A 23,897-nucleotide genomic window follows, 5' to 3' on the forward strand; every position below is an offset into this window, starting at 1 on the left:
GCACCCGGATACGCCCGACATGACCTCGACCGCCGATCACGCCCAGATACCCACCGGCCTGACCTGGTGCAGCGATGATCATGCCGGCCTGACCCGCGCCCGCTCGGGCAAGGGATTTTCCTATCGGGACAAGACCGGAAAGGTCATCAAGGACAAGGCCGTGCTTGACCGCATCCGCATGCTGGCCATCCCGCCGGCTTGGACCGACGTCTGGATCTGCCCCCAGGGGACCGGCCACATTCAGGCGACGGGTCGCGACGCCAAGGGTCGCAAACAGTATCGCTATCACAACGACTGGAGCAGCCACGCCTCCCAGACCAAGTTCGAGCGCCTGCCCGCCTTCGCCCGCGCCCTGCCCCGGCTGCGCGAACGGATCGAGGCCGATTTGAACAAGAAAGGCACGTCGCGCGACAAGGTGCTGGCCACGGCGGTGCGCCTGCTGGAGATCACCCTGATCCGCGTCGGCAATGCGCAATATGCCAAGCAGAACAGGTCCTATGGTCTGACCACGCTGAACAAGCGCCATCTGGAGGTCGACGGCACGCGGCTGACCTTCGCCTTCAAGGGCAAGAGCGGGGTCGAGCATGCCGTGCGGGTGCAGGATCGGCGGCTGGCCACCGTGGTCCGCTCCCTGCGCGACCTGCCGGGCCAGCAGCTGTTCAAGTACCGCGACGCCGACGGCGACCTGTGTCCCATCACTTCCGACGATGTGAACGCCTATATCCGCGAGGCCATGGGCGAGGACTTTTCGGCCAAGGATTTCCGCACCTGGGCCGGGACGGTGTCGGCGGCCCGGGCGCTGCGCGATACGGAAGCCCCGACCTCACCCACTGATGCCAAGCGCAAGATCACGGTCTGCGTGAAGGCTGTCGCGGGCCTTCTGGGCAATACCCCGACCGTGTGCCGCAGCTCCTATGTGCATCCACAGGTGTTCGAACTGTTCGAAGCGGGCAAGCTGCTGGACGTCTTGCCCGGCGCGGAGACCAAGGGGTTCGAGCCCGCGCTGATGAAGCTGCTGAAGGCCTAGGCCGTGGTCCAGTAGCGGCGGCTGTCCACGCTGGCGGGCCGATCCGCGGCCTCATCAAGACCCAGGATCATGGCGCGGAACTCATCAGCCTCATCGTCGCCCCTAAGCAGGCGCAGCGACTTGATGATCCGCGTGATCCGCAGATGGTTGTGGTCGTGCGGCACCAGCCAGTGGGTGTTGTGGCTGTAGAAGGCGCTCATCCGGTCCGTCGCGGCGGCCAGGGCAACCTGGCACATGCCGCAGGCCTGCACCTCCTCGACGTCCGCCGAGCTCAGGACCGGCGCGCGGCGGTTGGCCCCGGACAGCTCGGCCAGCGGAAACAGCCACTGGATGAAGTCGTGGGTGCGTTCGATTGCCCGGTCATCCATGGCCACCACGTCGAAGACCGTGCGGCCGGCCCCGTCGGTGCCCGCCCCCTTCAGAAAATCGACGATGGCGGCCATGCCTTTTGCCGGACGGAGGAGCGTCAGGCCCTGGACCAGTCCAGAACGACCTTGCCCGACTGACCGGCCTTCATGACCTCGAAGCCCTTCTGGAAGTCCTGATAGGGCATCTGGTGGGTGATCAGCGGCGTCAGGTCCAGGCCGGCCTTCAACAGGCCCAGCATCTTGCGCCAAGTCGTGAACATCTCGCGCCCATAGACGCCCTTGATGGTCAGGGCCTTCAGGATGATCGCGCCCCAGTCCGTCTCCATCGGCTTGGACGGAATACCCAGCAGGGCCAGGCCACCGCCCATGATCAGGGTGTCGACGCACTGTTTGAAGGCAATGGGCGAACCGGACATTTCCAGCGCCACGTCAAAGCCGACCTTCAGGCCCAGCTCGTGCATGACGTCGTGCAGGTCTTCCCGGGTGGTGTTCACCGTCCGCACGCCCGGCGCGACCTTCTGGGCCAGCTCCAGACGGAAGTCGTTGATGTCGGTCAGGACGACGGTCCGCGCGCCTGCGTGACGGGCGACGGCGGCGGCCATCATGCCGATGGGCCCGGCCCCGGTGACCAGTACATCCTCGCCCAGCAGGTCGAACTGCTGCGCCGTGTGCACGGCATTGCCGAACGGATCCAGGATCGAGCCGATCTCGTAAGGCACATCGTCGGGCAGTTCGATGACGTTGAAGGCCGGGGCAACCACGAACTCGGCGAAACAGCCCTGACGATTGACGCCGATGCCGCGGGTGTCGGGATCCAGGTGGAAGTGACCGGCGCGGGCCGCCTCGGAATTCAGGTCGATGACGTGACCTTCTGCCGAGACGCGTTGGCCGATCTTGAGCCTGCGATCCACGTCCTTGCCGATGGCGACGATCTCGCCGGCGAACTCGTGGCCGGTGATCATCGGGACCGGCACATTCTTCTGGGACCACTCGTCCCAGTTCCAGATGTGGATGTCGGTGCCGCAGACGGCGGTCTTGTGGACCTTGATCAGCACGTCCTCATCGCCCGCGACAGGGATCGGAGCCGTGATCAGTTCCAGCCCGACTTCGGGACGGGTCTTGGCCAGGGCCTGCATGGTATCGGTCATCAGATTACTCCCAGTTCTTTACCGGCCGTCGTGAATGCCGCGACCACCTGATCGATCTGTTCAAAGGTATGCGCCGCCGACATCTGCGTGCGGATGCGGGCCTGGCCGCGCGGGACCACCGGGAACGAGAAGCCGATCACATAGACGCCCAGCTCCAGCAGCCGGGCCGCCATGTCCTGCGCCAGTTTGGCGTCGCCCAGCATGACCGGGATGATCGGATGCTCGCCGGGTTGCAGCGTGAAACCGGCCTCGGTCATCGCGGCCCGATAACGGGCGGCATTGGCCATCAGCTGCGTACGCAAGGCGTCGCCTTCCGACCCGGCGGCGATGCGGATGGCTTCCAGCGAGGAGCCGCAGACGGCGGGGCTCAGCGCATTGGAGAACAGGTATGGCCGCGCCCGCTGTTTCAGCAGGGCCACGACATTGGCCTTGGCACAGATAAAGCCCCCCATCGCCCCGCCCAGCGCCTTGCCGAAGGTGCCGGTGAGAAAGTCGATCTCGACCCCGTGATAGGCATAGGAGCCGCGCCCTTGCGGACCGAGGAAGCCCGTGGCGTGACAATCATCGACCATGATCAGGGCGTCGTACCTGTCCGCCAGGGCGCGGATGTCCTTCAGCTTGGCGATATAGCCGTCCATCGAAAACGCACCGTCGGTAGCGATGACGATATTGCGCGCGCCGTCGGCCCGGGCCTGTTTCAGCTGGGCCTCCAGATCGTCCATGTCGGAGGTGGCGAAACGGTAGCGTTTGGCCTTGCACAGCCGCACCCCGTCGATAATCGAGGCGTGGTTCAGCGCGTCCGAGACGATGGCGTCCTCGGCCCCGAACAGCGGCTCGAAGATGCCGCCATTGGCGTCGAAGGCGGCGGCGAACAGGATAGTGTCCTCGAAGCCGAGATAGTCGGCGGTGGCCCGCTCCAGCTCCTTGTGGATTTCCAGCGTGCCGCAGATGAAGCGGACCGAGGCGGTGCCCGCACCCCATTTTTCCTGGGCCCTGATACCGGCCTGGGTGACGCGCTCGTCGCCCGCAAGACCCAGATAGTTGTTGGCGCAGAAGTTCAGGACGTCGCGTCCGCCGACCTTGATGACAGGGCCCTGGCGTGAGGCGATGACGCGCTCGGGCTTGGTCAGGCCCTGCGCCTCTATGTCGGAAAGCTCGGCGGAGACGCGGTCGTAGAAGGCCGCATTGGTGGCTTGGGTCATGCCGCTGTCGCTAGACGTTTTCGCCGGGTGTTTAAAGCCCGGCCTGTCGCCGCCAGTCGTGAAACCGGGTCAGCCGGCGGGCACTGCCGCGCGGCTGTCCGCCCAGCGGATCAAGGCCGCACGGGGCCAGGCGACGATCCAGGAGCGGGCGGTGTATTCGCCCTTCTCGATCAGGGCAGCGCGGGTGGGCGAACTGGTCGCAGCCCGCTGGGTATGTATCTCGCCCGGTCCCTGATGCAGCAGAAAGGCCCCATGCTTCAGCGGATTGACCCGTAGATAGGCCAGGCGCGGGCTGATCTGCTCCAGCGGCGGGTCGTAGAACCAGGACGAGCCCAACATGCCCGCCATCTGCGGGCGGCGCTTGCAGATTTCGGCGGCCGTCGCCCAGGCGCGATCCCAGCCCGCCTCGTTGAAGTCGGACAGTTCGCGGCTTTCGGTGTGGACCTCCAGCCAGGGCTTCCAACTCTGGGCGGCGATGTACGAAGGGATAACCGACCAGCCCCAGCCCTCGCGCGCATGGCGCAACACCTGGCCCGGCCCCATGGGCGAGGACAGGTCGATCATCTGGGTGCGCGCGCCCGGCACCGACAGCACCAGCGAGATGCGCACGTCCTTGGCCCAGAAGTCGCGGTCGTAGGGATCGGCCGCGGCTGTCAGGAAGTCGGCCAACCGCCCGATCCATTCCGGATAGAGCTCCAGCGACGCCTGAGGCAGATCGGCGGTGGCGATCCGGCCCGGCATCTCCAGTGCCCAGTGCGCGATCAGGGCGCGGCGGTGGTCGTCGGTCACTGCGGGACCAAAGGTGCCGGACAGGGCCGCCTCCGCGCGATGCCCCGGCTGGTCGAAATCCCAGTGCGGGGCGCTGTCGGCTGCGGCCTCTGCGGCGGCGGGGGCAAGAGCGGCGATCCGGGCGCGATCCTCCGCCGGGACTTTGTTCAGCACGGCCTCGAAGGCGGCGATCCAGGCGGGGGTCAGGCTGTTCATGCCTGGACCCTAACGCACGCGGGTTTGCCGACGGTTAAGGGGCAGCCAGCGTCGTCGGTGTGATCCACCATTCGGGCTGTTCGCTCGCCAGTTGGCGCGCCGCAGCCTCGGCCGCCTCGCGTCTGTCGAACAGGGCGAAAACCGTGGCCCCCGATCCCGACATCCGGGTCAGGCGGACAGCCGGTAGCGCGGCGACGGACTGCATGGCCGTCCCGATGGCGGGCTGGAGCGCGATGGCCGGGGCCTGCAAATCATTGCGCTGGCCTGCCAGCCAGTCGATCACACCGGCGGAGCTCCAGTCCGCAGGCGGCGTCGGCCGCGGCTCCAGAGCCCGCGGCTCGGCATCGTAGGCCCGGTAAACCGCGCCCGTCGGCGACGGCACGCCGGGGTTGACCAGCAGGGCATGCAGAGGCGGCAGGTTGGGCTCGAACGTCAGGACCTCGCCCCGCCCCTCGGCCCAGGCCGTGCGGGCATGCAGGCACATGGGGCCGTCCGCGCCGACGACCCTGGCGATGTCGCCCAAGACAGCATCGTCAAGGTCCAGTCCCAGAAGGTTGCGCGCCAGCTTCAGTGCCGCCCCCGCATCCGACGACCCGCCGCCGAGACCTGCCGCGATGGGCAGGCGCTTTTCGAGATGGACGTAAAGCGGCGGCTCGCCGATCCCTGTCGCTTCGCCCAGGGCACGCAGCGCACGCAGGATCAGATTGTCCGGATCATTGGCCAGACCAGTCCCGAACGGACCACCGACGGTCAGCGACAGCCGGTCCGATCGCTCGACCGAGACAATGTCGCCGACAGCGGCAAAGGCCACCAGGCTGGTCAGAGGGTGATAGCCCTCGCCGTCCACCGGCCCGACGTGCAGAAACAAATTGATCTTGGCGGGCGCGATCGCCGTCAGCGGCGGCATAGGCTCAGCCGCCACCGACGACGATGGCCTCTGCGGGTGCCGGTGCTGTACCGGGCGTCAGGGCCGGCTCCGTCAGCCCCTCGACCAGCTTGCGCTCAACCTCGGCTCGGCGCTCGGCGTCGGGATCCAGGGTCAGGACGCGCGTCCACTGCCACTGGGCCTCGCGCTGGCGACCGACCTGCCAGTAGGCGTCGCCCAGGTGGTCGTTGATCTCGGCGTTTCCCGGCTCCTTTTCGACGGCTTCCTGCAGGGTCGTAACCGCTGTCTCGTACTGCCCTTGCCGGTACTGGGCCCAGCCGAGGGAGTCCTGGATATTGCCGTCCTCGGGCGCGGCGGCATGGGCGCGGGCCAGCATCTCGGCCCCCTCCTCGACCCGGCGACCGGTGTCGACCCACATATAGCCGAGGAAGTTCAGGATGGTGGCATTGTCCGGGGCGGCCTGAAGCGCCGTCCAGAGCTCGGTTTCCGCCTCATCCAGACGGCCCAGACGTTCCAGCGCCGCCCCGCGCTGGAAGTGGATCAGGGGGTGCTGGTCCGCTGTATTGATCGTGGGACGATTGAGGACACCCAGCGCCTCCTCGGTGAAGCCCATGCCCAGCAACTGGCCCGACAGCGCCAGGGCCATGCGGGGCTGGTCCGGGGCGGCTGCGTCGGCGCGGCGGAAAGCCGTCAGCGCCTGATCGGGCATCTCGTCGCGGACGAAGCTCTCGCCGATGCTGTACTGCGCCTCGGCATAGATCAGCGGATCGGCGGTGGTCACGGAGCCGAAAGCCTCACGCGCGGGCAGTTCGCGCTCCGCCTTGGCCAGGGCCTCGCCCAGTTCATAAGCGGTCAGATTGTCCGGGCGCAAACTTTGCGCCAGCCTCAGATAGATGATGGCCAGGTCGCTGGCCTCGGCCTGTCTGGCTCCGCCCGCGATGAAGTTCAGGGCATCAGCCGCAAGGTCGTTAAGGCTGGCCAGGGCGGGCGCGCGTCCCCGGCCGGAAGCGCGTGTACGGGCGGCGACGATTGCCGGATCTGCAGGTCCGGCGGCCAGGGCGGCGTCATAGACGACGATGGCTTCGTCCTTGCGGCGGCGACGCTCCAGAAAAGCGCCGTAGGCCTCGGCGGCGAACCGCGTCCCGATCGGTGTCTCCAGCAACGCCTTGTATTCGACCTCTGCTGCATCGAACTGCCTGCGGCGCTCCAGCAACTGGGCGCGGTTCAGGCGAAGGATGAAGGCGGACGGGTCTTGCGGCGCAACGACAGCGGGGGACAGGGCCGTCAGCCAGTCTCCCGCGCCCGCCGCGACGATCGGTGTCAGAAAGCGCACGCCGACGCCGAAGAAGTCGGAGAACCCGCCCTGCTGGATGATGGCCTGAGCACGCTGGGCGTCTCCGCGCTGCAGCGACTGAACCACATCCGTGAAGCGCCCCGCTTCGGCCAGTTGCGGGGTCTGGCTGACCAGCGGCGTCAGGCGGGCGACCTCATCCAGATCGCCGGCAAACAGCCCCTCGCGGAAGGCCTCGTCGGCCAGGACGGGCTGTTCGGGCACCAGCGACTGGGCCTGCGCCAGCAAGGCAGCCCCCGTCGTGCGATCGCCGCGAAAACTGGCCAGACGCCCCGACAAGTAGAGGCCGTAGGCCGACTGACCGTCGGCCGTTTCAGGTATCGGCGACCAGACCGCGGGAATGGCGGGTGCCTCCGGCTCTGCGGTCCGGTCGATAGGCGGGGCCTCGACCACGATGGCAGGCGGCAGGACAGCGGGCTCGGCCTGTGTCGGCACGCCAGCGTCCGGCACTTGGGACGCCGGGACATCCTGGGCCAGGGACGGCGCGGCCACCATCAGGGCCACCAAGGCGCAACCGGTCGAGAGCAGGCGAAGCGGGGTCAGGATCATGGGCCCGACCCTTCCCGGCTTATGCGGCAATGGCAAGGCCCGCGATCCCGACGGCGTCACATATTCGGATAGTTGGGGCCGCCGCCGCCCTCGGGCGTCGTCCAGACGATGTTCTGGGACGGGTCCTTGATGTCGCAGGTTTTGCAGTGGACGCAGTTCTGGGCGTTGATGACGAAACGCGGATCGGTCTTGGCCGCCTCGTCGCCATAGACGACCTCGTAGACGCCCGCCGGGCAATACAGCCGCGCCGGCTCGCCGTATTTGGGCAGGTTCACCCGGATCGGCACGGACGGGTCCAGCAGCTTCAGATGCGCGGGCTGTTCCTCGGCATGGTTGGTGTTGGAAATAAAGACCGACGACAGCTTGTCGAACGACAGCTTCCCGTCCGGCTTGGGATAGGCGATCGGCTTGTGCTTCGAGGCCAGTTCGGTCGAGGCGGCGTCGGTCTTCTTGTGCTTCATCGTCCAGGGCACGGCGATCCCGGTCAGGCCGGTGAACCACATCTCGGCCACGCCCAACGCCCCGCCCAGGGTGGTGCCAAACTTGGTCAGATAGGGCTTGGCGTTACGGACCGCCTTCAGCTCCTTGTAAACCCAGCTCTTCTCATAGGCGGCCTGGTACTCGACCAGCTGATCGCCCTCGCGCCCGGCCTGAACCGCGTCATAGGCGGCGTCGGCGGCCAGCATGCCGGACTTCATCGCATTGTGGCTGCCCTTGATGCGGGGCACGTTCACGAAGCCGGCGGAGCAGCCGATCAGGGCACCGCCCGGGAACGACAGCTTGGGCACCGACTGGAAGCCGCCCTCGGTGATAGCCCGCGCGCCGTAGGAGATGCGCGTCCCGCCCTCCAGATGCTCGGCGATGGCCGGGTGATGCTTGAAGCGCTGGAACTCGTCGAACGGCGACAGGAACGGGTTCTTGTAGTTCAGGTGCACCACATAGCCGATGGCCACATAGCGGTCGCCGAAATGGTACATGAAGCTGCCGCCGCCGGTGAACTCGTCCAGCGGCCAGCCGGTGGTGTGCTGGGCCAGGCCCGGGCGGTGCTTCTCGGCGGGCACCTGCCACAGCTCCTTCAGGCCGATGCCGAACTTCTGGGGCTCGGCAGTGTCGCACAGGTTGTGGCGGGCCATGATGGTCTTGGCCAGGGAGCCGCGCACGCCCTCGGCGATGAAGACATATTTGCCATGCAGTTCGATGCCGGGCTGGAAGTCATCGGTCGGCTTGCCCTCGCGGTCGATGCCGAAGACACCCGCGACAACGCCCTTCACACGTCCTGAGGGTTCATCCCAGACGACATGACTGGCGGCCATGCCGGGATAGACCTCGACGCCCAGCGCCTCAGCCTGTTCGCCCAGCCAGCGGGATACATTGCCCAGCGAGGCGATGTAGCAGCCGTCATTGTGCATCATCGGCGGCAGCATCATCATCGGCAGCGAGGCCTGACCTGCCGGGCCCAACACCATGAAGCGGTCCTCGGTAACGGGCGTCTCCAGCGGCGCGCCGCGCGCCTTCCAGTCGGGGAACAGCTCGTTCAGCGCCTTGGGATCGATGACCGCGCCCGACAGAATGTGCCCGCCGATCTCGGCCGACTTCTCCAGAACGGCGACACTGATCTCCTTGCCATCCTTTTCCGCCCGCTGCTTCAGGCGGATAGCGGCGGACAGGCCGGCGGGGCCGCCGCCGACGATGACGACGTCATACTCCATGACCTCGCGCTCGACGCCGGTCAGGGCCTCATTGGCGGGCAGTTTGTCGATGATCGCGTCCTGCCAGGCATTGGTGGCACCGCCTTCGATCACGTCTTCGGCCATGGGGATTTCCTCGTGGTCAGTATGGTCTTGTCGTTTTCCGCTTATCGGAAGGTGACGCAAGGGTGGTCAAGGACTATCGCTATCTGCGAGCCCATGACTCCTGCCGCCCTGGACATTGCCGCGACCGAAAGCTTGCTCGCCTTCTGGCGCGATGCGGGGGTGGACGGCTGCTATGAGGACGCCCCGGTCGACCGGACCCATGTCGAGCTGCCGCCTGCCCGCAAGGCGGTGCTGAAGGCCACCTCGGCGGTCGTGGCTGCGCCCGACAGCGCCGAGTGCGCCCAGCAGGCCCGGGCCCTGGCCGCCGAGGCCATGACACTGGACGCCCTGGTCGCCGTCGCCGCCACCTTCGACGGCTGTGGGCTGAAACGTCAGGGCGCGCGGCGGGCCGTGGTCGGATCGGGGCCGGACAACGCCAGCCTGCTGGTCATCGGCAATGCACCGGGCGAGGCGGAGGACAGTTCGGGCGAGGTCTTCGCCGGGCGAGCGGGGCGGATGTTCGACCGCATGCTGATCGAATCGGGACTGGCGGATCAAACATGGAAGATGAACAGCGTCTTCTGGCGACCACCGGGCGACCGGGCTCCGGCCCCCGAGGAACAGGCCGCCTGCCTGCCGTTTCTGGAGCGCGCGCTGGAAATCCTGAAGCCTCGCGCAGTGCTGTTGCTAGGCGCGGCCCCGGCGCGGGCGGTGCTGGGCGCCACGGGCAATGTGATGGGCCTGCGCGGCACCTGGCAGGACTGGCGGCTGCATGAGGGCGCGGTGTCGGCCCCGGCACTGGTCACACTGAACCCGGCCTTTTTGCTGAAACAGCCGCAGGCCAAGGCTATGGCCTGGGCCGACATGCTGGCGCTGGCGGGGCGTCTCGACGCGGCGAACTGACGGTTCGCCTCACAGGCGACTCAAAACCGCCCGATTCTCGTAACAGATTGACATGTGGCGTGAGGGCGAGTGTCCTCAGGCCTGACGACCGAACGAATAGCGTGCGCTGAACCTGTTTAGAGACGGGTCGGACGCTGCTCCCAGGGGGGCCGCCTGTGCCAGTAGATTTCCGCCGCGCCTGTCTTGCGCCGACGCTCGCCATCGCGCTGTCGGCCCTGACCGGACTGGCGCACGTCCATGCCACCGAAGTCCCGTACGAGGCTGTCGTCGAAGGTGAAGGCCAGGACCGCCGCCCCTCAGCCCTCAGCCAGGCTGACCGTCTCAGCTACACCACCGCCTTCGATGCCCTGCGACGCGGCGACATCGATGCCGCCCGCGCCTCCGCCCGTCAGGCCCAGGACCGCGTCCTGCTGGGCCAGGTCGAGTTTGAAAGCCTTTTCCATCGCGACCACGTCGCCACCTATGACGAACTGGCCGCCTGGCTGGAGCAATACTCCGACCTGTCCACGGCAGATCGGGTCTATAATCTGGCGATGCAGCGCCGCCCCGACGGTGCGCCCGAGCCGCGCCGCCCGGCCAGCGTGGCCCGCACCTGGACCAGTCTGATCGCCGCCGGTGGTAACCGCGAGGCCGATCCGGCCCGCGCCGCCCGCGTCGCCCTGAACCGCGACGACCTGCAAGGCGCGATCTCCTTGGGTGGCCAGATCGGCGACTGGTGGACGGTCGGCCTGGCCCAGTATCGGCTGGGCGACTATGGCCCCGCCATCGAGGCGTTCGAGCGCGTCTATGACGATCCGACCGAAGATGCCTGGGTTCGCGCCGGGGCCGCCTTCTGGGCCGCCAAATCGGCGGGCATGGCCGGTCGCCAGAACCGCATCCAGCCCAATCTGCGCCGCGCCGCCCAGTGGCCCGCCACCTTCTATGGCCAGATCGCCCTGCGCCAGCTGGGCGAGGAACCGGCGATCGAAAACATGGGCCCGGTCCCCTACTCCGCCGTCGCCAGCGTGCGTCAGGCCTCCTGGACCGGCGACGACACCTCCGACATCGACAATGCCGAGATGGAGGCCTTCCTGCGCGAGGACGCCCAGGCGCGGCGCACCCTCGCCTGGCTCGAGGTCGGGCGGGGCTCCGAGGCGCGCGAGGAACTGCGCACCGGCCTTCGCGGTGCGATCACCGAGCGCGGCCGCCGGATGTGGAGCGCCCTGGGCCGGATGATGGGTCCGCGTCTGGGTGGCCGCGACGACGAGGCCCGCCGCATCAATGCCGACCGTTTCCCCCAGCCGGTGATCGAGCCCGCCGGTGGCTTCACCATCGAACGCTCGCTGGTCTATGCGATCGCGCGCAAGGAAACCGACTTCAACGCCCGCGCCCGTTCGGCGGTCGGGGCTTACGGCCTGATGCAGGTCATGCCCGCGACGGCGGCGGAACTGTCGGGCGACCGGGGCCTGATCAGCAGCCCAGACCGGCTGTTCGATCCCAATCTGAACGCCCAACTGGGTCAGGCCTATGTGAACAAGGTTCTGGCCATGCCGGCGATCAACGGCGACCTGCTGCGCGCCACAGCCTCCTACAATGCCGGGCCAGGGCCGATGGTGGCGGCGGTGCGCAAGCTGGGGCCCAATGCCGATCCCCTGCTGCTGATCGAGACGATCGACGTGCCCCAGGCCCGCGAATATGTCGAAAAGGTCGTCGCCGCCTACTGGATCTATCAGCGCATGAACGGGCGGCCGTTGAATACGCTGGACGCCGTGGCCTCGGGCGCGTCGCTGGTGCCGCTCAGCCTGGACTATGTAGCCCCGCCGCCGATGTCGGCCCAGCCGGTCGACTATGCCCAGGCCCAGGTGCCTGCGGGCAGCCAGTAAGCCGGTTCTAGATCACGCTCGCCAGCAGAAGCGCCGGCAGGCAGCAGGCCACCACGATCAACAGCCCATAGACCATCAGGCTGGGGCGACGGGCGGCGGGCTGAGGCACGGGGACGGTCATGATGACACCTGAACGCGGAAGCGTTGCGAAGGTGCCAGCCTAGCGTGACCCTCTTAAGGCCAAGTTTGTCGGCGCGGTTAATGTTTAGCTTGGGGGCCGTTGAGCACGCACACTCGTTGACCGGCTCAGGGACGCCCCTAAACCTCCTCGTCATTGCGGTGAAAGCAGTGATGGCCACTGCCCTAGCGGGCAGTACGATCAGTCCGCTACGCTCGCCAATCTTCAAGATCGACAAGCCATGAAGGGGCCACGAAGCATGGCTGCTCAAACCGAACTCTTTTCGCAATCAGCGACGCGACCGCCGCTTCGGCTGAAAGGGCGTATGCTCGGCCTAGCCTTCGCTGGTGCCGCCGCATTGGCCATCAGCACATGCTCGGCTGCGCTGAGCTACGGGGACCTGCTAAGGGCGAGCTTGCTGACAATCATAGGATCGGCGTCACCGGCCTGGGAGGTCTTCTGGCGTTTATCTGCGGCGTCATGCCGATCGAGCTGACTGCGGACGACCATGGAATAAGCTGGAGGCAGTGGTTTACCGTTCGCTTTTACAGCTGGGCCGAGATTGAGGAGATCGGGATCGGGAGATCCAAGGCTTTTGACGGCTGGGACCAACCGGCTGCCCGCGCCGTGATCGGGCCGGCACCGCCGTCGCACCTCTACTTGGGCGTAAATCTTGTTCCGGCCAAACGAGAAGCTGCGAGTGTGAGCTACCAGCGAGGCTTCACAGGTTTTGATGTCAACCTGACCCCACCGTTTAAAGCCTCACTAAAACAGATCGTAGCTGAGCTTCAGGCTCGTCTCGAGACAGCTCGTGCAAATGCCGTGGTGAGTTCTTAACTCGCCTCCGCCCCGCCCAGCCCGCTCCACTCCAAAAAGTCCGGCTGGGCCAGCAGCGTCTCGCAGTATTCGGCCGCCGTCCCGTCATCCCCATGCGCGGCCAGGTCGATCTGGTAGTGGCGGAACCGCGTCGCCACCGGGGTGAAGAAGGCGTCGGGGATGGACCATTCGCCGAATAGGTATGGCCCGCCCTGGCCGAAGCGGGCGCGCATGGTGCGGAAGATCTCGACCAGTCGGCCCACGTCGGCGGCGACCGCCTCGCTCATCGGGGCCGGGGCCCGGTCGGGGCCGACCATGGTGTGGATCACGCCCGCCGCGTCCGGCCCCATGCCGCATTCGCTGCGCAGGGCCATGAAGGACGAATGCATCTCGCACGCAACAGACCGCGCCAGCCAGCGGGCGTGGGCGTCTGCGGGCCACAGCTTCGCCTCCGGATAGCGCTCGGCGCACCAGACGCTGATGGCCATGGAATCCCAGATCGTCTCGCCGTCCACGACCAGCAGCGGCACCTTGCCCGACGGCGACACCCGGTCCAGCGCCTCGCGATAGCCGGGGCCATACAGCGCCACCTCGCGCACTGTGAACTCGGCCCCGCACCGCTTCAGCACCAGCCAGGGCCGCAGCGACCAGGTGGAAAAGGCGATGTTTCCGACGATCAGTTCCATGGTTCGCTCCTCGATTCCTTGACAGGCTTGCTGCCGACAGCCTTTAGACGCCCCCATGATCACGCGCTATTCCCGCCCCGCCGCCGTCGCCATCTGGTCGCAAGAGACCAAATACCGGATCTGGTTCGAGATCGAGGCCCATGCCGCCACGAAGATGGCGCAGCTGGGCACCATCCCGGCGAGTGCGGCCGAGGCCATCTGGGCCAGGGGCAAGGATGTCACTTTTGACGCCGACCGCATCGACGAGATCGAGCGCACGACCAAACATGACGTCATCGCCTTCCTGACCCATGTGTCGGAAATCGTGGGCGAAGAGGCGCGGTTCCTGCACCAGGGCATGACGTCGTCGGACGTGCTGGACACCTGTTTCGCCGTGCAGCTGGCACGGTCGTCGGACCTGCTGATCGAGGGTGTCGAGCGGGTGCTGGCGGCGCTGGAGACCCGCGCCAAGGAGCACAAGTTCACCCCCTGCGTCGGCCGCAGCCACGGCATCCATGCCGAGCCGGTGACCTTCGGCCTGAAACTGGCCGGCTATCACGCCGAGTTCCAGCGGGCGAAGCGCCGCCTGATCACCGCGAAAGAAGAGATCGCCACCTGCGCCATCTCCGGCGCGGTCGGCACCTTCGCCAATGTCGATCCGGCGGTGGAGCAATATGTGGCCGATCAGATGGGCCTGGCGGTCGAGCCCGTCTCGACCCAGGTCATCCCGCGTGACCGTCACGCCGCCTTCTTTGCGGCGCTGGGCGTCGTGGCCAGTTCGGTCGAGCGGCTGGCCATCGAGATACGCCACCTGCAACGCACCGAAGTCCTGGAAGCCGAGGAGTTCTTCGACAAGGGCCAGAAGGGCTCGTCGGCCATGCCGCACAAGCGCAACCCGATCCTGACCGAGAACCTGACCGGCCTGGCGCGTCTGGTCCGCTCGGCCGTGACGCCCGCCATGGAGAACGTCGCCCTGTGGCACGAGCGGGACATCAGCCACTCCTCGGTCGAGCGCGGCATCGGGCCGGACGCGACCATCCACCTGGATTTCGCCCTGCATCGCCTGGCCAATGTGGTCGAGCGGCTGAATGTCTATCCCGAGAACATGCAGAAGAATCTCGACCTGCTGGGCGGGCTGGTTCACTCGCAGCGGGTCATGCTGGCCCTGACCCAGGCGGGCGTGAGCCGCGAGGACGCCTATGCGTCGGTTCAGGAGAACGCCATGAAGGTCTGGCGCGGCGAGGGCCGGTTCCTGGACTTCCTGAAGGCCGACGCCCGGGTGACCCTGCCGACCGAGCAACTGGAGGCCCTGTTCGACGTCGGCTACCACACCAAACACGTCGACACCGTCTTTAACCGGGTCTTCGGCGCGGGCTGATGGCGAACCCGCCGATCCGTCTCAATCCCAAGCTGGATGTCGCGGCGGCAGCGGAGGCTTATCGCCGTGACGGCTGGGTCCAGGTCGCGGATGTGTTCGAGGGCGAGACGGCGGAGTATCTGGCAAAGATGCTGGAGACCGGCATCGACTGGGATCTGGCCTTTCAGGGCGAGGATGGCCGACCGGCCGTCCTGACCCGCCAGCAGGTCGTGGCCCAGGGCGACGCCGCCCTTCAGCAACAACTGCGCGGAATGATGACGCTGGCGGGCACGGGATACGGCTTTCTGTACCTGACCTATCCCCTGATCACGGCCTATCTGACACGGCGCGATCCGGGCCATCCGGTGCACGCCATCACCGAGTTCCTGAACGACGCCTTCGTGCAGCTGGGCATCGCGATCACGGGACGGGCCGACATCGTCAAGGCCGACGGTCAGCTGACCCGCTACCGCCCCGGCGACTTCATCGGCCTGCACAACGATGTGGGGTCCGAGGCCAGCGACCGCTTGGTCGCCTATACGCTGGGCCTCACCCGATCCTGGCGGGCCGACTGGGGCGGGCAGTTGCTGTTCCACGATGCGGCGGGCGATGTGATCCGTGGCCACGCCCCGCGCTGGAACACTCTGACGCTGTTTTCGGTGCCGCAGTATCATTCGGTCGCGCCGGTCGCGGCCTATGCGCAAGCGCCGCGCCTGTCCGTCGTTGGCTGGCTGAGAAATGCCGGGCGCTGAGGCGTCGGCCCGCAAGCGTGCCTTCGATCCCGTCGTCGATGCGAACACCCGCCTGCTGATCCTGGGCAGCCTGCCGGGCGAGGCGTCGCTGAAGGCCGGACAGTATTATGCGCACCCGCAGAACGGCTTCTGGCGTCTGATCGGAGGGGTGATCGGCCATCCAGATCTCGCTGGCCAGCCCTATGGGGAACGGCTGAGTATCCTGAAGGCTCACGGCATTGGCCTGTGGGACGTGATCGCCGAGGCGGAGCGAATCGGCAGTCTGGACACCGCCATCCGCCTACCTGTCCACGCTGATCTCAACGGTCTGGTCGCGGCCCTGCCCCAGCTCAAAGCCATCGCCTTCAATGGCGGCAAGGCGGCACGTGAGGGCGCGCGGGTGCTGGGGCCGGAGGTGGGGCAGATCGTCCGCCTGACCCTACCGTCATCCAGTCCGGCGATGGCGCGGACGCTGGCCTGGAAGGCGGAACGCTGGGCCGTTCTCAGCCCGTATGTGCGAATGCCCCACGCCGCACGTGATCACATGTCGCACCCGAAAACGTGATCGATCGCGCATCCTTTTGATCGCTGGTTCGTCTCTTACCCGACGCCGCCATTATGAGAGCGGCCGATCAGGAGAGAAGCCCATGAATACCCGCATGATTACCTTGACCGTAGCCTCGATGGCCGTTCTCGGCCTCGCCGCCTGCAACAGCCCCGAATCCGCCGAACCGGCCACCGACGCCATGTCGGCCGAAGGCGCGATGGCCCCCGCCACTGACAGCATGGCCCCGGCCGCAGCCACGGGCACCATCGTCGCCACCGCCCAGGGCAACAGCGACTTCAGCACCCTGGTCAGCGCCGTCCAGTCCGCTGAACTGGTCGAAACCCTGAATGGTGCCGGCCCCTTCACCGTGTTCGCGCCGACCAACGCGGCGTTCGAGAAGGTTCCGGCCGCCACGCGTGAAACCCTGATGTCGCCGGCCGGCAAGGCGGATCTGACCAAGATCCTGACCTATCACGTCGTCCCCGGTAACGTGACGGCCGCAGCCCTGACCGAGCAGATCACGGCCGGTGGCGGCTCCGCCACCCTGACCACCGTTGAAGGCGGCACTCTGACCGCCCGTGCCGGTGCTGACGGCTCCGTCACCCTGACGGACGAAAACGGCGGCACCTCGCGCGTCGTCCAGGCCGACGTGGCCGCGACCAACGGCGTGATCCACGCCATCGACACGGTCGTGATGCCGAACTAACCGCGTCCTCCCCGGACAGCAGAAAGGGCCGCTCCGGCAACGGAGCGGCCCTTTTTTCATGTCTGCGATGTCGGCCTATTCGCCGCTGCGGATCTGCTCGCGGGCGACCGACGACAGCTCGTCCATCTTGCGGCGCACTTCGCCCTCAGTGACGGCGATGCCCGAGCCTTCCAGGTCCTGGGCGATCTTGCGGAAGACGTCTTCTTCGCCCGGCTGTTCGAAGTCGGCCTTCACCACAGCACTGGCATATTGATCCGCGCTGTCGGCGCTGAGGCCCATTTTCTCTGCGGCCCAGAGACCCAGCAGCTTGTTGCGACGGGCGACGGCCTTGAACTCCTGCTCGGCGTCCAGAGCATATTTGGCTTCAAAGCCCTTTTCGCGATCGTCGAAGGTCGTCATGGGGGTCGTCAGGCTCCGGCAGGCGATCCTCAGAGCTCGGACCGCATTCGAGGTGGTCTATAGCCGCCCCGCTTGCGAACGCAACCGGAACCGGATGCAGGCGCACGGATGACAGGCGGACGTGTCGTCGCGGACGCGTTTGTATCGGGACCGGGGTTCCGCTAAAGGTGCCCGCGTCAAATCCCCGCCCGCCGATTCCGGATCGCGCCGCCCAGACGATGGTTCTGGCCGCGCGATTTTCGTTTAAGGCAGGCCCCGTCGGACCCGGTGAATGAACGTCAAGCGCAAGAAGATCTACGAAGGCAAGGCCAAGATCCTGTACGAGGGACCCGAGCCCGGCACCCTGATCCAGTATTTCAAGGACGACGCCACCGCCTTCAACGGCGAGAAGAAGGCTCAGCTTGAGGGCAAGGGCGTCATCAACAACCGCATCAGCGAGTTCGTGATGAGCCGCCTGAACGGCATCGGCGTCACCAACCACTTCATCAAGCGGCTGAACCTGCGCGAGCAGCTGATCCGCGAGGTCGAGATCATCCCGCTGGAGGTCGTCTGCCGCAACGTCGTGGCCGGCTCGATGAGCAAGCGACTGGGCATCGACGAGGGCACGCCCCTGCCCCGCTCGATCATCGAATTCTATCTCAAGAAGGACGAGCTCAACGACCCGATGGTCACTGAAGAGCATATCACCGCCTTCAACTGGGCCTCGACCCAGGAACTGGATGACATCCTGGCGACGACCGTGCGCGTGAACGATTATCTGTCGGGCATGTTCGGGGCCGTCGGCATCACCCTGGTGGACTTCAAGATCGAGTTCGGCCGGATCTGGGAAAACGACTTCAGCCGCGTCATCCTGGCCGACGAGATCAGCCCCGACAGCTGCCGCCTGTGGGACACCACGACGGGTGAGAAGCTGGACAAGGACCGCTTCCGCCGCGATCTGGGCGGTGTGATCGAAAGTTATACCGAGGTGGCGCGCCGCCTGGGGATCATGAAGGACATGCCGACCGTGATTCAGGGGGGACTGCACTGATGGCCAAGGTGAAAGCACACATCTTCCTGAAGCCCGGCGTGCTGGACGTTCAGGGCAAGGCCGTCGAAGGGGCCCTGCACGGCCTGGGCTGGACCGGCGTGTCCGGAGCCCGCGTCGGCAAGCTGATCGAGTTCGACCTGGACGGCGTCGACGATCCCGCCGCCGAGGCCAAGAAGATGTGCGAGCAACTGCTCGCCAACACCGTCATCGAAAGCTACCGCATCGAGGTGGCGTGAAGCGCGGGGTCAAACTTCTGGTGGCTCTGTTTGTACTGGCCGGGTGCCTGATCTTCGCCGGGGCGCTGGCAGGTGGGCTGATGGACGACCGTGCCTTCACCCAGCAGGCCAAGGATGCGGCACACTGAGGGCGTTGGTGCGTTAGTGTTCGTTCCCAACATTTACGCGAGGCCCTCATGACCTTCACCCTGACCTCCAACGACATCACTGACGGCGGCCTGCTGCCAGATGCTCAGGTTCAGGCCAAGGGCAATACCTCGCCGCATCTGACTTGGTCCGGTGCGCCTGAGGGCACGAAAAGCTACGCCATCACCGTCTATGACCCCGACGCGCCGACCGGCTCGGGCTTCTGGCACTGGACGGTCGCCAATATTCCGGCGGATGTGACCGAGTTGGAGACCGGCGCGGGCTCATCCGGCGGCCACCTGCCCATGCGGGCGATTCAGGGCCGCACCGACTTCGGTCAGGCCGGTTTCGGCGGGGCCGCTCCGCCCGCCGGTCATGGTCCGCACCGCTACATCTTCACGGTGTTCGCCGTCGACACGGACTCGCTGGATGTGACCGCCGACGATTCCGGCGCGGTGTTCGGCTTCAACCTGCATTTCCACACCCTGGCGAAGGCCTCGATCACGGCGACTTACGAGAACAAGGGCTGACACCTGACAGGGCGCGCGAAGCCTGCTAAACGCCCGCGCCATGAGCGCAGCCGTCATCGTCTTCCCCGGGTCCAACTGTGATCGCGACTGCAAGGTCGCCATCGAACGCTCCACAGGCGAGCGCGTGGACATGGTCTGGCATCAGGATACGGAGTTGCCGTCTGGCCTCGACCTGATCGTCCTGCCGGGCGGCTTTTCCTACGGAGACTATCTGCGCTGCGGAGCCATGGCGGCCCAGTCGCCGGTCATGCAGGCGGTGAAGAAGGCGGCGGATGACGGCGTCGCGGTGCTGGGCATCTGCAACGGTTTCCAGATCCTGTGCGAGGCCGGGATGCTGCCGGGTGCCCTGCTACGCAACAGCGGGCTGAAATACGTGTGCAAGCCGATCAGTCTGACGGTCGCCAACGGCCAGACCCGCTTCACTGCTGGCTATCAGGGCCGGCGCGAAGTCATCATGACCCAGGGCAACGGTGACGGAAACTACTTCGCCGAGCCGGAAACCCTGGCCCGCATCGAGGGCGAGGGCCAGGTCGTCTTCCGCTATGTCGACAATCCCAATGGCTCAATGGCCGACATCGCCGGCCTCCAGAACGCGCGGGGCAATGTGCTGGGCATGATGCCACACCCGGATCGCGCCTTCGAGGAGGAGCTTGGCTCCGCCGACGGCGCGACCCTGTTCCGCAGCATCATGGATGCGGCCTAGGCGGGATCAGTCCGGTTTGCCGTTTGCGTTATTGCCGGCAGGATGGACCGTCTCTTCGTAGTCCGCGTCATTGGCTTCGGTGATCGCGTCCTCGTCGTCGCGTGACTGGACGTCGCCGGCGTCCCGCTGGGCGGCCAGTTCGCGGGCACCAATGCCCAGGCCCTGTTCGCGGCCTCGGGTGGCGGAGACTTCGTCGGTTTCGAAGACGGGTTTTTCGTCGGCCATGGTCGTTCTCCTGAGTGTCCAGCCTTAACCGCTGGCGTACAGGGCGGTTCCGCATGCGCGGGGGGTGAACCTTTGCCGTTCCCGTGCGTATTGGCGGCACGTCGATATCTCCGCCGGAGCGCGCCCATGTCCATCCTTCGTCCCAGCTCGTCCCAGATGACCCGCCGCCTGATCGTGCTGGCGACGGTCGTCTTCGCCATCGCCATTTCCCAGGTGCAGATGTTCATGGGCTGGGGTCAGACGGCGCAGGAGTTCGCGGCCGACAGCGACACGACGCTGAAGGTCGCGGGCTATGCCTTCGCCATCTGGGGCGTGATCTACGCCGGGCTGCTGGTCTATGCGATCCGCCAGGCCCTGCCCCAGACGGGTGAGAGCGAAATGATCAACCGCTTCGGCTGGCCCTCTGTCCTGGCCTTCCTGGGCATCGGCTGGTGGATTGTGGCGGCGGCATTCGACTGGGAGCTGGCAACCATCGTCCTGATCTTCGGCTCTTTGATCGCGCTGCTGATTCCGATGCTGACCGGTGCCCATGCCATCCGCGCCCTGTCGCGCGCCGACCGCGACCGCTGGATGACCGTCTGGCCGCTCAGCCTGCTGGCGGGCTGGCTGACCGTGGCAGCCCCCTTGAACCTGATCACCGTGGCGACCGGCAACGGCGACCTGCCGACCATGCTGTCACCGACAGTCTGGGCCATCCTGGCCATCGCTGTTGTGGTCGCTGTCGCACTGCTGGTGACGTGGCGCGTGCGCACCATCGCCTATTCCCTGCCCATCGCCTGGGGCCTGCTGGGGGCCTTCGTGGCCGAGCAGGAGCGCAACATGCCGCTGGCGATGATCGCATTGGCCGCGGGCGTCGTTGTGTTGATCGGCGCGGTACTGCTGGCCTTCCGTCTGAAGTCGGGCGTGGAGCGTGCCACCATCTGATGGCACACCCGCAGCTTCTCTATTCGGTGCCGTACAGGAAGCGTTCCTCGACGATCTTGCCATCACGGACTGTATAGAGGGCAACCTCGTCCATCATGGTGCGCTCACCCTCGCTGGGCGTCACATCCATGGAGAATCGCACGGCGAACTGGTTCTCGAAAACGAAGGGGCCCTCGACTTCGAAACTGTGGACCTCGTTGTTCTCGAACCACCATTCGCCTTTGCGAGCCACGGCGTCGCGGCCTTCGACACGGGCCATATCACCGGGCATGGGCTCCAGGCTGACAACGTCATCGGCCCAGAACGCTTCGCCCGCCTCGGCAAAGTCCCCGGCGGCGCACATGTCGGTAAATTCACGGGCAATGGCTGCGGTATCCATGACACTCTCGCTCGTTGTGATGAACTCAGGCTACGCCCCGGTGTTGACGCTGCCATGACGCGTGCGTGACATCGGCCCTCGTCCCAGTGGCGCGAGCGGCCAAGCCACGCTAGAAGCCCGCTCCATGAGCGCATCCAAGACGACCGCCGAACTCGCCGCCGAATACGGCCTGGCTCCCAACGAATACCAGGTCGTCCTCGACCGGCTGGGGCGTGAGCCCAACCATGTGGAGCTGGGCGTCTTCTCGGTCATGTGGTCCGAGCACTGCTCCTACAAATCGTCCAAGGTCCATCTGGGCAAGTTCCCGACCACCGGGCCGCGCGTCATCTGTGGGCCAGGCGAAAACGCGGGGGTTATCGACATCGACGACGGCGACGCCTGCATCTTCAAGATGGAAAGCCACAACCACCCCAGCTTCATCGAACCCTATCAGGGCGCGGCGACGGGCGTGGGCGGAATCATGCGTGACGTCTTCACCATGGGGGCGCGCCCCGTGGCCCTGCTGAACGCCCTGCGCTTCGGCGATCCGTCGCACGAGAAGACGAAGCGGCTGGTCAAGGGCGTCGTCTCCGGCATCGGCGGCTATGGCAACTGCGTCGGCGTGCCGACCGTGGCGGGCGAGACCAATTTCCACAGCGGCTACAACGGCAACATCCTGGTCAACGCCATGTGCGTCGGCCTGGCCAAGGCCGACAGCCTGTTCTATTCGGCCGCGCCCGCCCCGGGCCTGTCCGTGGTCTATTTCGGCTCCAAGACCGGCCGCGACGGCATTCACGGCGCGACGATGTCCTCGGCCGAATTCGATGATGAGTCGGACAGCAAACGCCCCACGGTGCAGGTCGGCGATCCCTTCGCAGAGAAGCTGCTCATCGAGGCGACGCTGGAGCTGATGGCCTCGGGAGCTGTCGCCGCCATTCAGGACATGGGGGCGGCGGGTCTGACCAGCTCCTCCGTCGAAATGGCCGGCAAGGGCGGCGTCGGCATCGAGCTGAACATGGACGCCGTGCCCCAGCGCGAGGAGGGCATGACGGCCTATGAGATGATGCTGTCGGAAAGCCAGGAGCGGATGCTGGCGGTCCTGAAGCCGGGCCGCGAGGAAGACGGCCACCGCATCTTCAAGAAATGGGGCCTGGACGCCGCCGTCATCGGCCAGACGACCGACACGGGTCGCCTGGTCCTGAAGCATCATGGCGAGACCGTTTGCGATGTGCCGCTGGCCCCGCTGTTCGACGATGCGCCGCTCTATGACCGCCCTTGGGTCCAGCCGGAGCTTCAGCCCCGCCTGACTCACGCCGAGGTGCCCGCGCCCGACAGCTGGGTCGATGCGGTGATCAAGGTGGTGGCCTGCCCCGACATGGCTTCCAAGCGCTGGATCTGGGAACAGTACGACCGCCACGTCATGGCCGACACCCTGCACGATTCCGCCACGGCGGCCGATGCGGGCGTGGTGCGCGTGCATGGCACGGACAAGGGTCTGGCCGTCACCTCCGACTGCACGCCGCGCTATGTTCAGGCCGACCCCTATGAAGGTGGCAAACAGGCGGTGGCCGAAGCCTGGCGCAACCTGACCGCGGTCGGCAGCCGCCCGATCGCCATCACCGACAATCTGAACTTCGGCAATCCGCAGCGCCCCGAAATCATGGGCCAGATCGTCCGCGCCATCGACGGCATGGCCGAGGCCTGCCGCGTGCTGGACTTCCCGGTCGTGAGCGGAAACGTGTCGCTCTACAACGAGACCAATGGCGTCGCCATTCCGCCGACCCCGACCGTCGGGGCCGTGGGCCTGCTGAGCAACTACGACGTCGTCACTGGCTTCGGCACGATGGCCGAGGGCGATGTGCTGGTGCTGATCGGCGAGACGCATGGAGAGCTGGGCTCGTCCATCTATCTGCGGGAAGTGCTGGGCCGCGAAGAAGGCGCACCGCCGCCGGTTGATCTGACGCTGGAACGCAAGACGGGCGACTTCGTGCGCGGCCTGATCGAGGGCGGAGACCTGACCTGTGTTCACGACCTGTCCGATGGCGGCTTGATCGGCGCGGCGGCGGACATCGCCCTGGCCAGCGACTGCGGCGTCGAGCTGGACGCCTCCAGCCACGACCACGCCCACTTCCTGCTGTTTGGCGAGGACCAGGCCCGCTATCTGGTCGCCGTCACCGACCCGGTCAGCCTGATCGCCAGGGCGCAGGAGGCAGGACTGCACGCCTCCGTCGTCGGCCGGGCCCGTGGTACCGACTTCGCCTCGACCGGCAAGGGCGGCGACCTGTTCCGCCTGCCGCTGGACCACCTGCGCGAAATGCACGAAAGCTGGATGCCAAACTGGATCGAAGGTTGA

General features: G+C 66.5%; 26 protein-coding genes. 15 read left to right on the forward strand and 11 right to left on the reverse strand.

From position 1 onward, the window contains the following. Positions 1 to 19: 19 nt before the first annotated feature. Entirely contained in the window at positions 20 to 1,027 is a 1,008-nt protein-coding gene (locus WC585_RS10360; protein WP_373257899.1) for a DNA topoisomerase IB, read from the forward strand. Here the strand turns inward: WC585_RS10360 and WC585_RS10365 are convergent. The 7 genes from WC585_RS10365 to WC585_RS10395 form a co-directional block, all read right to left on the reverse strand. Further along, positions 1,024 to 1,470 (reverse strand): opioid growth factor receptor-related protein, encoded by a 447-nt coding sequence (locus WC585_RS10365; protein ID WP_373257901.1) that lies wholly within the window; start codon positions 1,468 to 1,470, stop codon positions 1,024 to 1,026. The two genes, WC585_RS10360 and WC585_RS10365, sit on opposite strands and share 4 nt — an antisense overlap. Positions 1,471 to 1,493: 23 nt before the next feature. Further along, positions 1,494 to 2,531 carry an L-threonine 3-dehydrogenase gene (tdh, locus tag WC585_RS10370; protein ID WP_373258020.1) on the reverse strand — a complete coding sequence of 346 codons (1,038 nt, stop codon included), beginning with the start codon at positions 2,529 to 2,531 and terminating at the stop codon, positions 1,494 to 1,496. A gap of 11 nt (positions 2,532 to 2,542) precedes the next feature. Next, on the reverse strand, positions 2,543 to 3,745 hold the full coding sequence (locus WC585_RS10375) for a glycine C-acetyltransferase (RefSeq protein WP_373257903.1): 1,203 nt from the start codon (positions 3,743 to 3,745) through the stop codon (positions 2,543 to 2,545). A 69-nt stretch (positions 3,746 to 3,814) separates the two neighbouring features. Further along, positions 3,815 to 4,729 carry a hypothetical protein gene (locus WC585_RS10380; protein ID WP_373257905.1) on the reverse strand — a complete coding sequence of 305 codons (915 nt, stop codon included), beginning with the start codon at positions 4,727 to 4,729 and terminating at the stop codon, positions 3,815 to 3,817. 34 nt (positions 4,730 to 4,763) lie between these two features. Further along, a complete protein-coding gene (locus tag WC585_RS10385) occupies positions 4,764 to 5,636 on the reverse strand; it encodes a 4-(cytidine 5'-diphospho)-2-C-methyl-D-erythritol kinase (RefSeq protein WP_373257906.1) in 873 nt (290 codons plus the stop codon). A gap of 4 nt (positions 5,637 to 5,640) precedes the next feature. Continuing rightward, entirely contained in the window at positions 5,641 to 7,515 is a 1,875-nt protein-coding gene (locus WC585_RS10390) for a tetratricopeptide repeat protein (protein WP_373257908.1), read from the reverse strand. A 56-nt stretch (positions 7,516 to 7,571) separates the two neighbouring features. After that, positions 7,572 to 9,224: an electron transfer flavoprotein-ubiquinone oxidoreductase gene (locus WC585_RS10395; RefSeq protein ID WP_373258021.1), complete on the reverse strand. Its 1,653-nt coding sequence runs from the start codon at positions 9,222 to 9,224 to the stop codon at positions 7,572 to 7,574. A gap of 198 nt (positions 9,225 to 9,422) precedes the next feature. Between WC585_RS10395 and WC585_RS10400 the strand changes: the two genes are divergently transcribed. From WC585_RS10400 to WC585_RS10410, 3 genes are all read left to right on the forward strand, one after another. Continuing rightward, complete coding sequence (locus WC585_RS10400) at positions 9,423 to 10,211, forward strand: uracil-DNA glycosylase family protein (protein WP_373257910.1); 789 nt, start codon at positions 9,423 to 9,425, stop codon at positions 10,209 to 10,211. 155 nt (positions 10,212 to 10,366) lie between these two features. Next, positions 10,367 to 12,073 (forward strand): lytic transglycosylase domain-containing protein, encoded by a 1,707-nt coding sequence (locus tag WC585_RS10405; RefSeq protein ID WP_373257911.1) that lies wholly within the window; start codon positions 10,367 to 10,369, stop codon positions 12,071 to 12,073. A 490-nt stretch (positions 12,074 to 12,563) separates the two neighbouring features. Beyond that, entirely contained in the window at positions 12,564 to 13,028 is a 465-nt protein-coding gene (locus WC585_RS10410) for a hypothetical protein (RefSeq protein WP_373257912.1), read from the forward strand. On the opposite strand, the gene WC585_RS10415 is transcribed toward WC585_RS10410, so the two are convergent. Continuing rightward, complete coding sequence (locus WC585_RS10415; RefSeq protein WP_373257913.1) at positions 13,025 to 13,693, reverse strand: glutathione S-transferase; 669 nt, start codon at positions 13,691 to 13,693, stop codon at positions 13,025 to 13,027. The genes WC585_RS10410 and WC585_RS10415 overlap by 4 nt on opposite strands. A gap of 55 nt (positions 13,694 to 13,748) precedes the next feature. Here WC585_RS10415 and purB point away from each other — a divergent pair, with 55 nt between their 5' ends. The 4 genes from purB to WC585_RS10435 all read left to right on the forward strand — a co-directional run bounded on the left by purB (position 13,749) and on the right by WC585_RS10435 (position 17,013). Continuing rightward, positions 13,749 to 15,050, forward strand: coding sequence for an adenylosuccinate lyase (gene purB / locus WC585_RS10420; RefSeq protein ID WP_373257914.1), 1,302 nt, complete (start codon positions 13,749 to 13,751; stop codon positions 15,048 to 15,050). Further along, on the forward strand, positions 15,050 to 15,781 hold the full coding sequence (locus WC585_RS10425; RefSeq protein WP_373257915.1) for a 2OG-Fe(II) oxygenase family protein: 732 nt from the start codon (positions 15,050 to 15,052) through the stop codon (positions 15,779 to 15,781). The genes purB and WC585_RS10425 overlap by 1 nt, the downstream gene beginning before the upstream one ends. Further along, positions 15,768 to 16,325, forward strand: a complete 558-nt coding sequence (locus WC585_RS10430; RefSeq protein WP_373257916.1) for a DNA-deoxyinosine glycosylase — start codon at positions 15,768 to 15,770, stop codon at positions 16,323 to 16,325. The genes WC585_RS10425 and WC585_RS10430 overlap by 14 nt, the downstream gene beginning before the upstream one ends. Before the next feature lie 82 nt (positions 16,326 to 16,407). Then, complete coding sequence (locus WC585_RS10435) at positions 16,408 to 17,013, forward strand: fasciclin domain-containing protein (protein ID WP_373257917.1); 606 nt, start codon at positions 16,408 to 16,410, stop codon at positions 17,011 to 17,013. A gap of 75 nt (positions 17,014 to 17,088) precedes the next feature. Here WC585_RS10435 and WC585_RS10440 read toward each other — a convergent pair whose 3' ends face one another. Continuing rightward, entirely contained in the window at positions 17,089 to 17,412 is a 324-nt protein-coding gene (locus WC585_RS10440; protein WP_292174980.1) for a DUF1476 domain-containing protein, read from the reverse strand. A 271-nt stretch (positions 17,413 to 17,683) separates the two neighbouring features. Here WC585_RS10440 and purC point away from each other — a divergent pair, with 271 nt between their 5' ends. The 5 genes from purC to purQ are packed head-to-tail and all read left to right on the forward strand — an operon-like array spanning position 17,684 to position 20,037. Next, positions 17,684 to 18,442, forward strand: a complete 759-nt coding sequence (gene purC, locus WC585_RS10445; RefSeq protein WP_373257918.1) for a phosphoribosylaminoimidazolesuccinocarboxamide synthase — start codon at positions 17,684 to 17,686, stop codon at positions 18,440 to 18,442. Next, on the forward strand, positions 18,442 to 18,678 hold the full coding sequence (gene purS, locus WC585_RS10450) for a phosphoribosylformylglycinamidine synthase subunit PurS (protein WP_373257919.1): 237 nt from the start codon (positions 18,442 to 18,444) through the stop codon (positions 18,676 to 18,678). Before purC ends, purS begins: the two co-directional genes overlap by 1 nt. Continuing rightward, complete coding sequence (locus WC585_RS10455) at positions 18,675 to 18,806, forward strand: hypothetical protein (RefSeq protein ID WP_373257920.1); 132 nt, start codon at positions 18,675 to 18,677, stop codon at positions 18,804 to 18,806. Before purS ends, WC585_RS10455 begins: the two co-directional genes overlap by 4 nt. 48 nt (positions 18,807 to 18,854) lie before the next feature. Then, complete coding sequence (locus WC585_RS10460; RefSeq protein WP_373257921.1) at positions 18,855 to 19,334, forward strand: YbhB/YbcL family Raf kinase inhibitor-like protein; 480 nt, start codon at positions 18,855 to 18,857, stop codon at positions 19,332 to 19,334. Positions 19,335 to 19,374: 40 nt separating this feature from the next. Next, positions 19,375 to 20,037: a phosphoribosylformylglycinamidine synthase subunit PurQ gene (gene purQ / locus WC585_RS10465; RefSeq protein WP_373257922.1), complete on the forward strand. Its 663-nt coding sequence runs from the start codon at positions 19,375 to 19,377 to the stop codon at positions 20,035 to 20,037. Positions 20,038 to 20,043: 6 nt separating this feature from the next. Here the strand turns inward: purQ and WC585_RS10470 are convergent, their stop codons facing one another. Beyond that, complete coding sequence (locus WC585_RS10470; protein WP_373257923.1) at positions 20,044 to 20,262, reverse strand: hypothetical protein; 219 nt, start codon at positions 20,260 to 20,262, stop codon at positions 20,044 to 20,046. 126 nt (positions 20,263 to 20,388) lie between these two features. On the opposite strand from WC585_RS10470, the gene WC585_RS10475 reads away from it, so the two are divergent. Further along, a complete protein-coding gene (locus WC585_RS10475; protein WP_373257924.1) occupies positions 20,389 to 21,186 on the forward strand; it encodes a hypothetical protein in 798 nt (265 codons plus the stop codon). Between the two features lie 19 nt (positions 21,187 to 21,205). Here WC585_RS10475 and WC585_RS10480 read toward each other — a convergent pair whose 3' ends face one another. Beyond that, positions 21,206 to 21,565: a SnoaL-like domain-containing protein gene (locus tag WC585_RS10480; protein WP_373257925.1), complete on the reverse strand. Its 360-nt coding sequence runs from the start codon at positions 21,563 to 21,565 to the stop codon at positions 21,206 to 21,208. A gap of 124 nt (positions 21,566 to 21,689) precedes the next feature. Between WC585_RS10480 and purL the strand changes: the two genes are divergently transcribed. Next, a complete protein-coding gene (gene purL / locus WC585_RS10485; protein WP_373257926.1) occupies positions 21,690 to 23,897 on the forward strand; it encodes a phosphoribosylformylglycinamidine synthase subunit PurL in 2,208 nt (735 codons plus the stop codon).

Origin of the sequence: Brevundimonas sp. (assembly GCF_041648055.1) — a bacterium.
Taxonomy (GTDB): Bacteria; Pseudomonadota; Alphaproteobacteria; order Caulobacterales; family Caulobacteraceae; genus Brevundimonas.

Coding starts and splice junctions, on each gene's coding strand:
- WC585_RS10435 (WP_373257917.1), top strand. CDS start 16,408: ATGAATACCCGCATGATTACCTTGACCGTAGCCTCGATGGCCGTTCTC.
- WC585_RS10470 (WP_373257923.1), bottom strand. CDS start 20,262: ATGGCCGACGAAAAACCCGTCTTCGAAACCGACGAAGTCTCCGCCACC.
- WC585_RS10395 (WP_373258021.1), bottom strand. CDS start 9,224: ATGGAGTATGACGTCGTCATCGTCGGCGGCGGCCCCGCCGGCCTGTCC.
- purL (WP_373257926.1), top strand. CDS start 21,690: ATGAGCGCATCCAAGACGACCGCCGAACTCGCCGCCGAATACGGCCTG.
- WC585_RS10390 (WP_373257908.1), bottom strand. CDS start 7,515: ATGATCCTGACCCCGCTTCGCCTGCTCTCGACCGGTTGCGCCTTGGTG.
- purC (WP_373257918.1), top strand. CDS start 17,684: ATGAACGTCAAGCGCAAGAAGATCTACGAAGGCAAGGCCAAGATCCTG.
- WC585_RS10480 (WP_373257925.1), bottom strand. CDS start 21,565: ATGGATACCGCAGCCATTGCCCGTGAATTTACCGACATGTGCGCCGCC.
- WC585_RS10460 (WP_373257921.1), top strand. CDS start 18,855: ATGACCTTCACCCTGACCTCCAACGACATCACTGACGGCGGCCTGCTG.
- WC585_RS10365 (WP_373257901.1), bottom strand. CDS start 1,470: ATGGCCGCCATCGTCGATTTTCTGAAGGGGGCGGGCACCGACGGGGCC.
- WC585_RS10380 (WP_373257905.1), bottom strand. CDS start 4,729: ATGAACAGCCTGACCCCCGCCTGGATCGCCGCCTTCGAGGCCGTGCTG.
- WC585_RS10425 (WP_373257915.1), top strand. CDS start 15,050: ATGGCGAACCCGCCGATCCGTCTCAATCCCAAGCTGGATGTCGCGGCG.
- WC585_RS10415 (WP_373257913.1), bottom strand. CDS start 13,693: ATGGAACTGATCGTCGGAAACATCGCCTTTTCCACCTGGTCGCTGCGG.
- tdh (WP_373258020.1), bottom strand. CDS start 2,531: ATGCAGGCCCTGGCCAAGACCCGTCCCGAAGTCGGGCTGGAACTGATC.
- purB (WP_373257914.1), top strand. CDS start 13,749: ATGATCACGCGCTATTCCCGCCCCGCCGCCGTCGCCATCTGGTCGCAA.
- WC585_RS10440 (WP_292174980.1), bottom strand. CDS start 17,412: ATGACGACCTTCGACGATCGCGAAAAGGGCTTTGAAGCCAAATATGCT.
- purQ (WP_373257922.1), top strand. CDS start 19,375: ATGAGCGCAGCCGTCATCGTCTTCCCCGGGTCCAACTGTGATCGCGAC.
- purS (WP_373257919.1), top strand. CDS start 18,442: ATGGCCAAGGTGAAAGCACACATCTTCCTGAAGCCCGGCGTGCTGGAC.
- WC585_RS10400 (WP_373257910.1), top strand. CDS start 9,423: ATGACTCCTGCCGCCCTGGACATTGCCGCGACCGAAAGCTTGCTCGCC.
- WC585_RS10385 (WP_373257906.1), bottom strand. CDS start 5,636: ATGCCGCCGCTGACGGCGATCGCGCCCGCCAAGATCAATTTGTTTCTG.
- WC585_RS10475 (WP_373257924.1), top strand. CDS start 20,389: ATGTCCATCCTTCGTCCCAGCTCGTCCCAGATGACCCGCCGCCTGATC.
- WC585_RS10375 (WP_373257903.1), bottom strand. CDS start 3,745: ATGACCCAAGCCACCAATGCGGCCTTCTACGACCGCGTCTCCGCCGAG.
- WC585_RS10430 (WP_373257916.1), top strand. CDS start 15,768: ATGCCGGGCGCTGAGGCGTCGGCCCGCAAGCGTGCCTTCGATCCCGTC.
- WC585_RS10360 (WP_373257899.1), top strand. CDS start 20: ATGACCTCGACCGCCGATCACGCCCAGATACCCACCGGCCTGACCTGG.
- WC585_RS10410 (WP_373257912.1), top strand. CDS start 12,564: ATGCTCGGCTGCGCTGAGCTACGGGGACCTGCTAAGGGCGAGCTTGCT.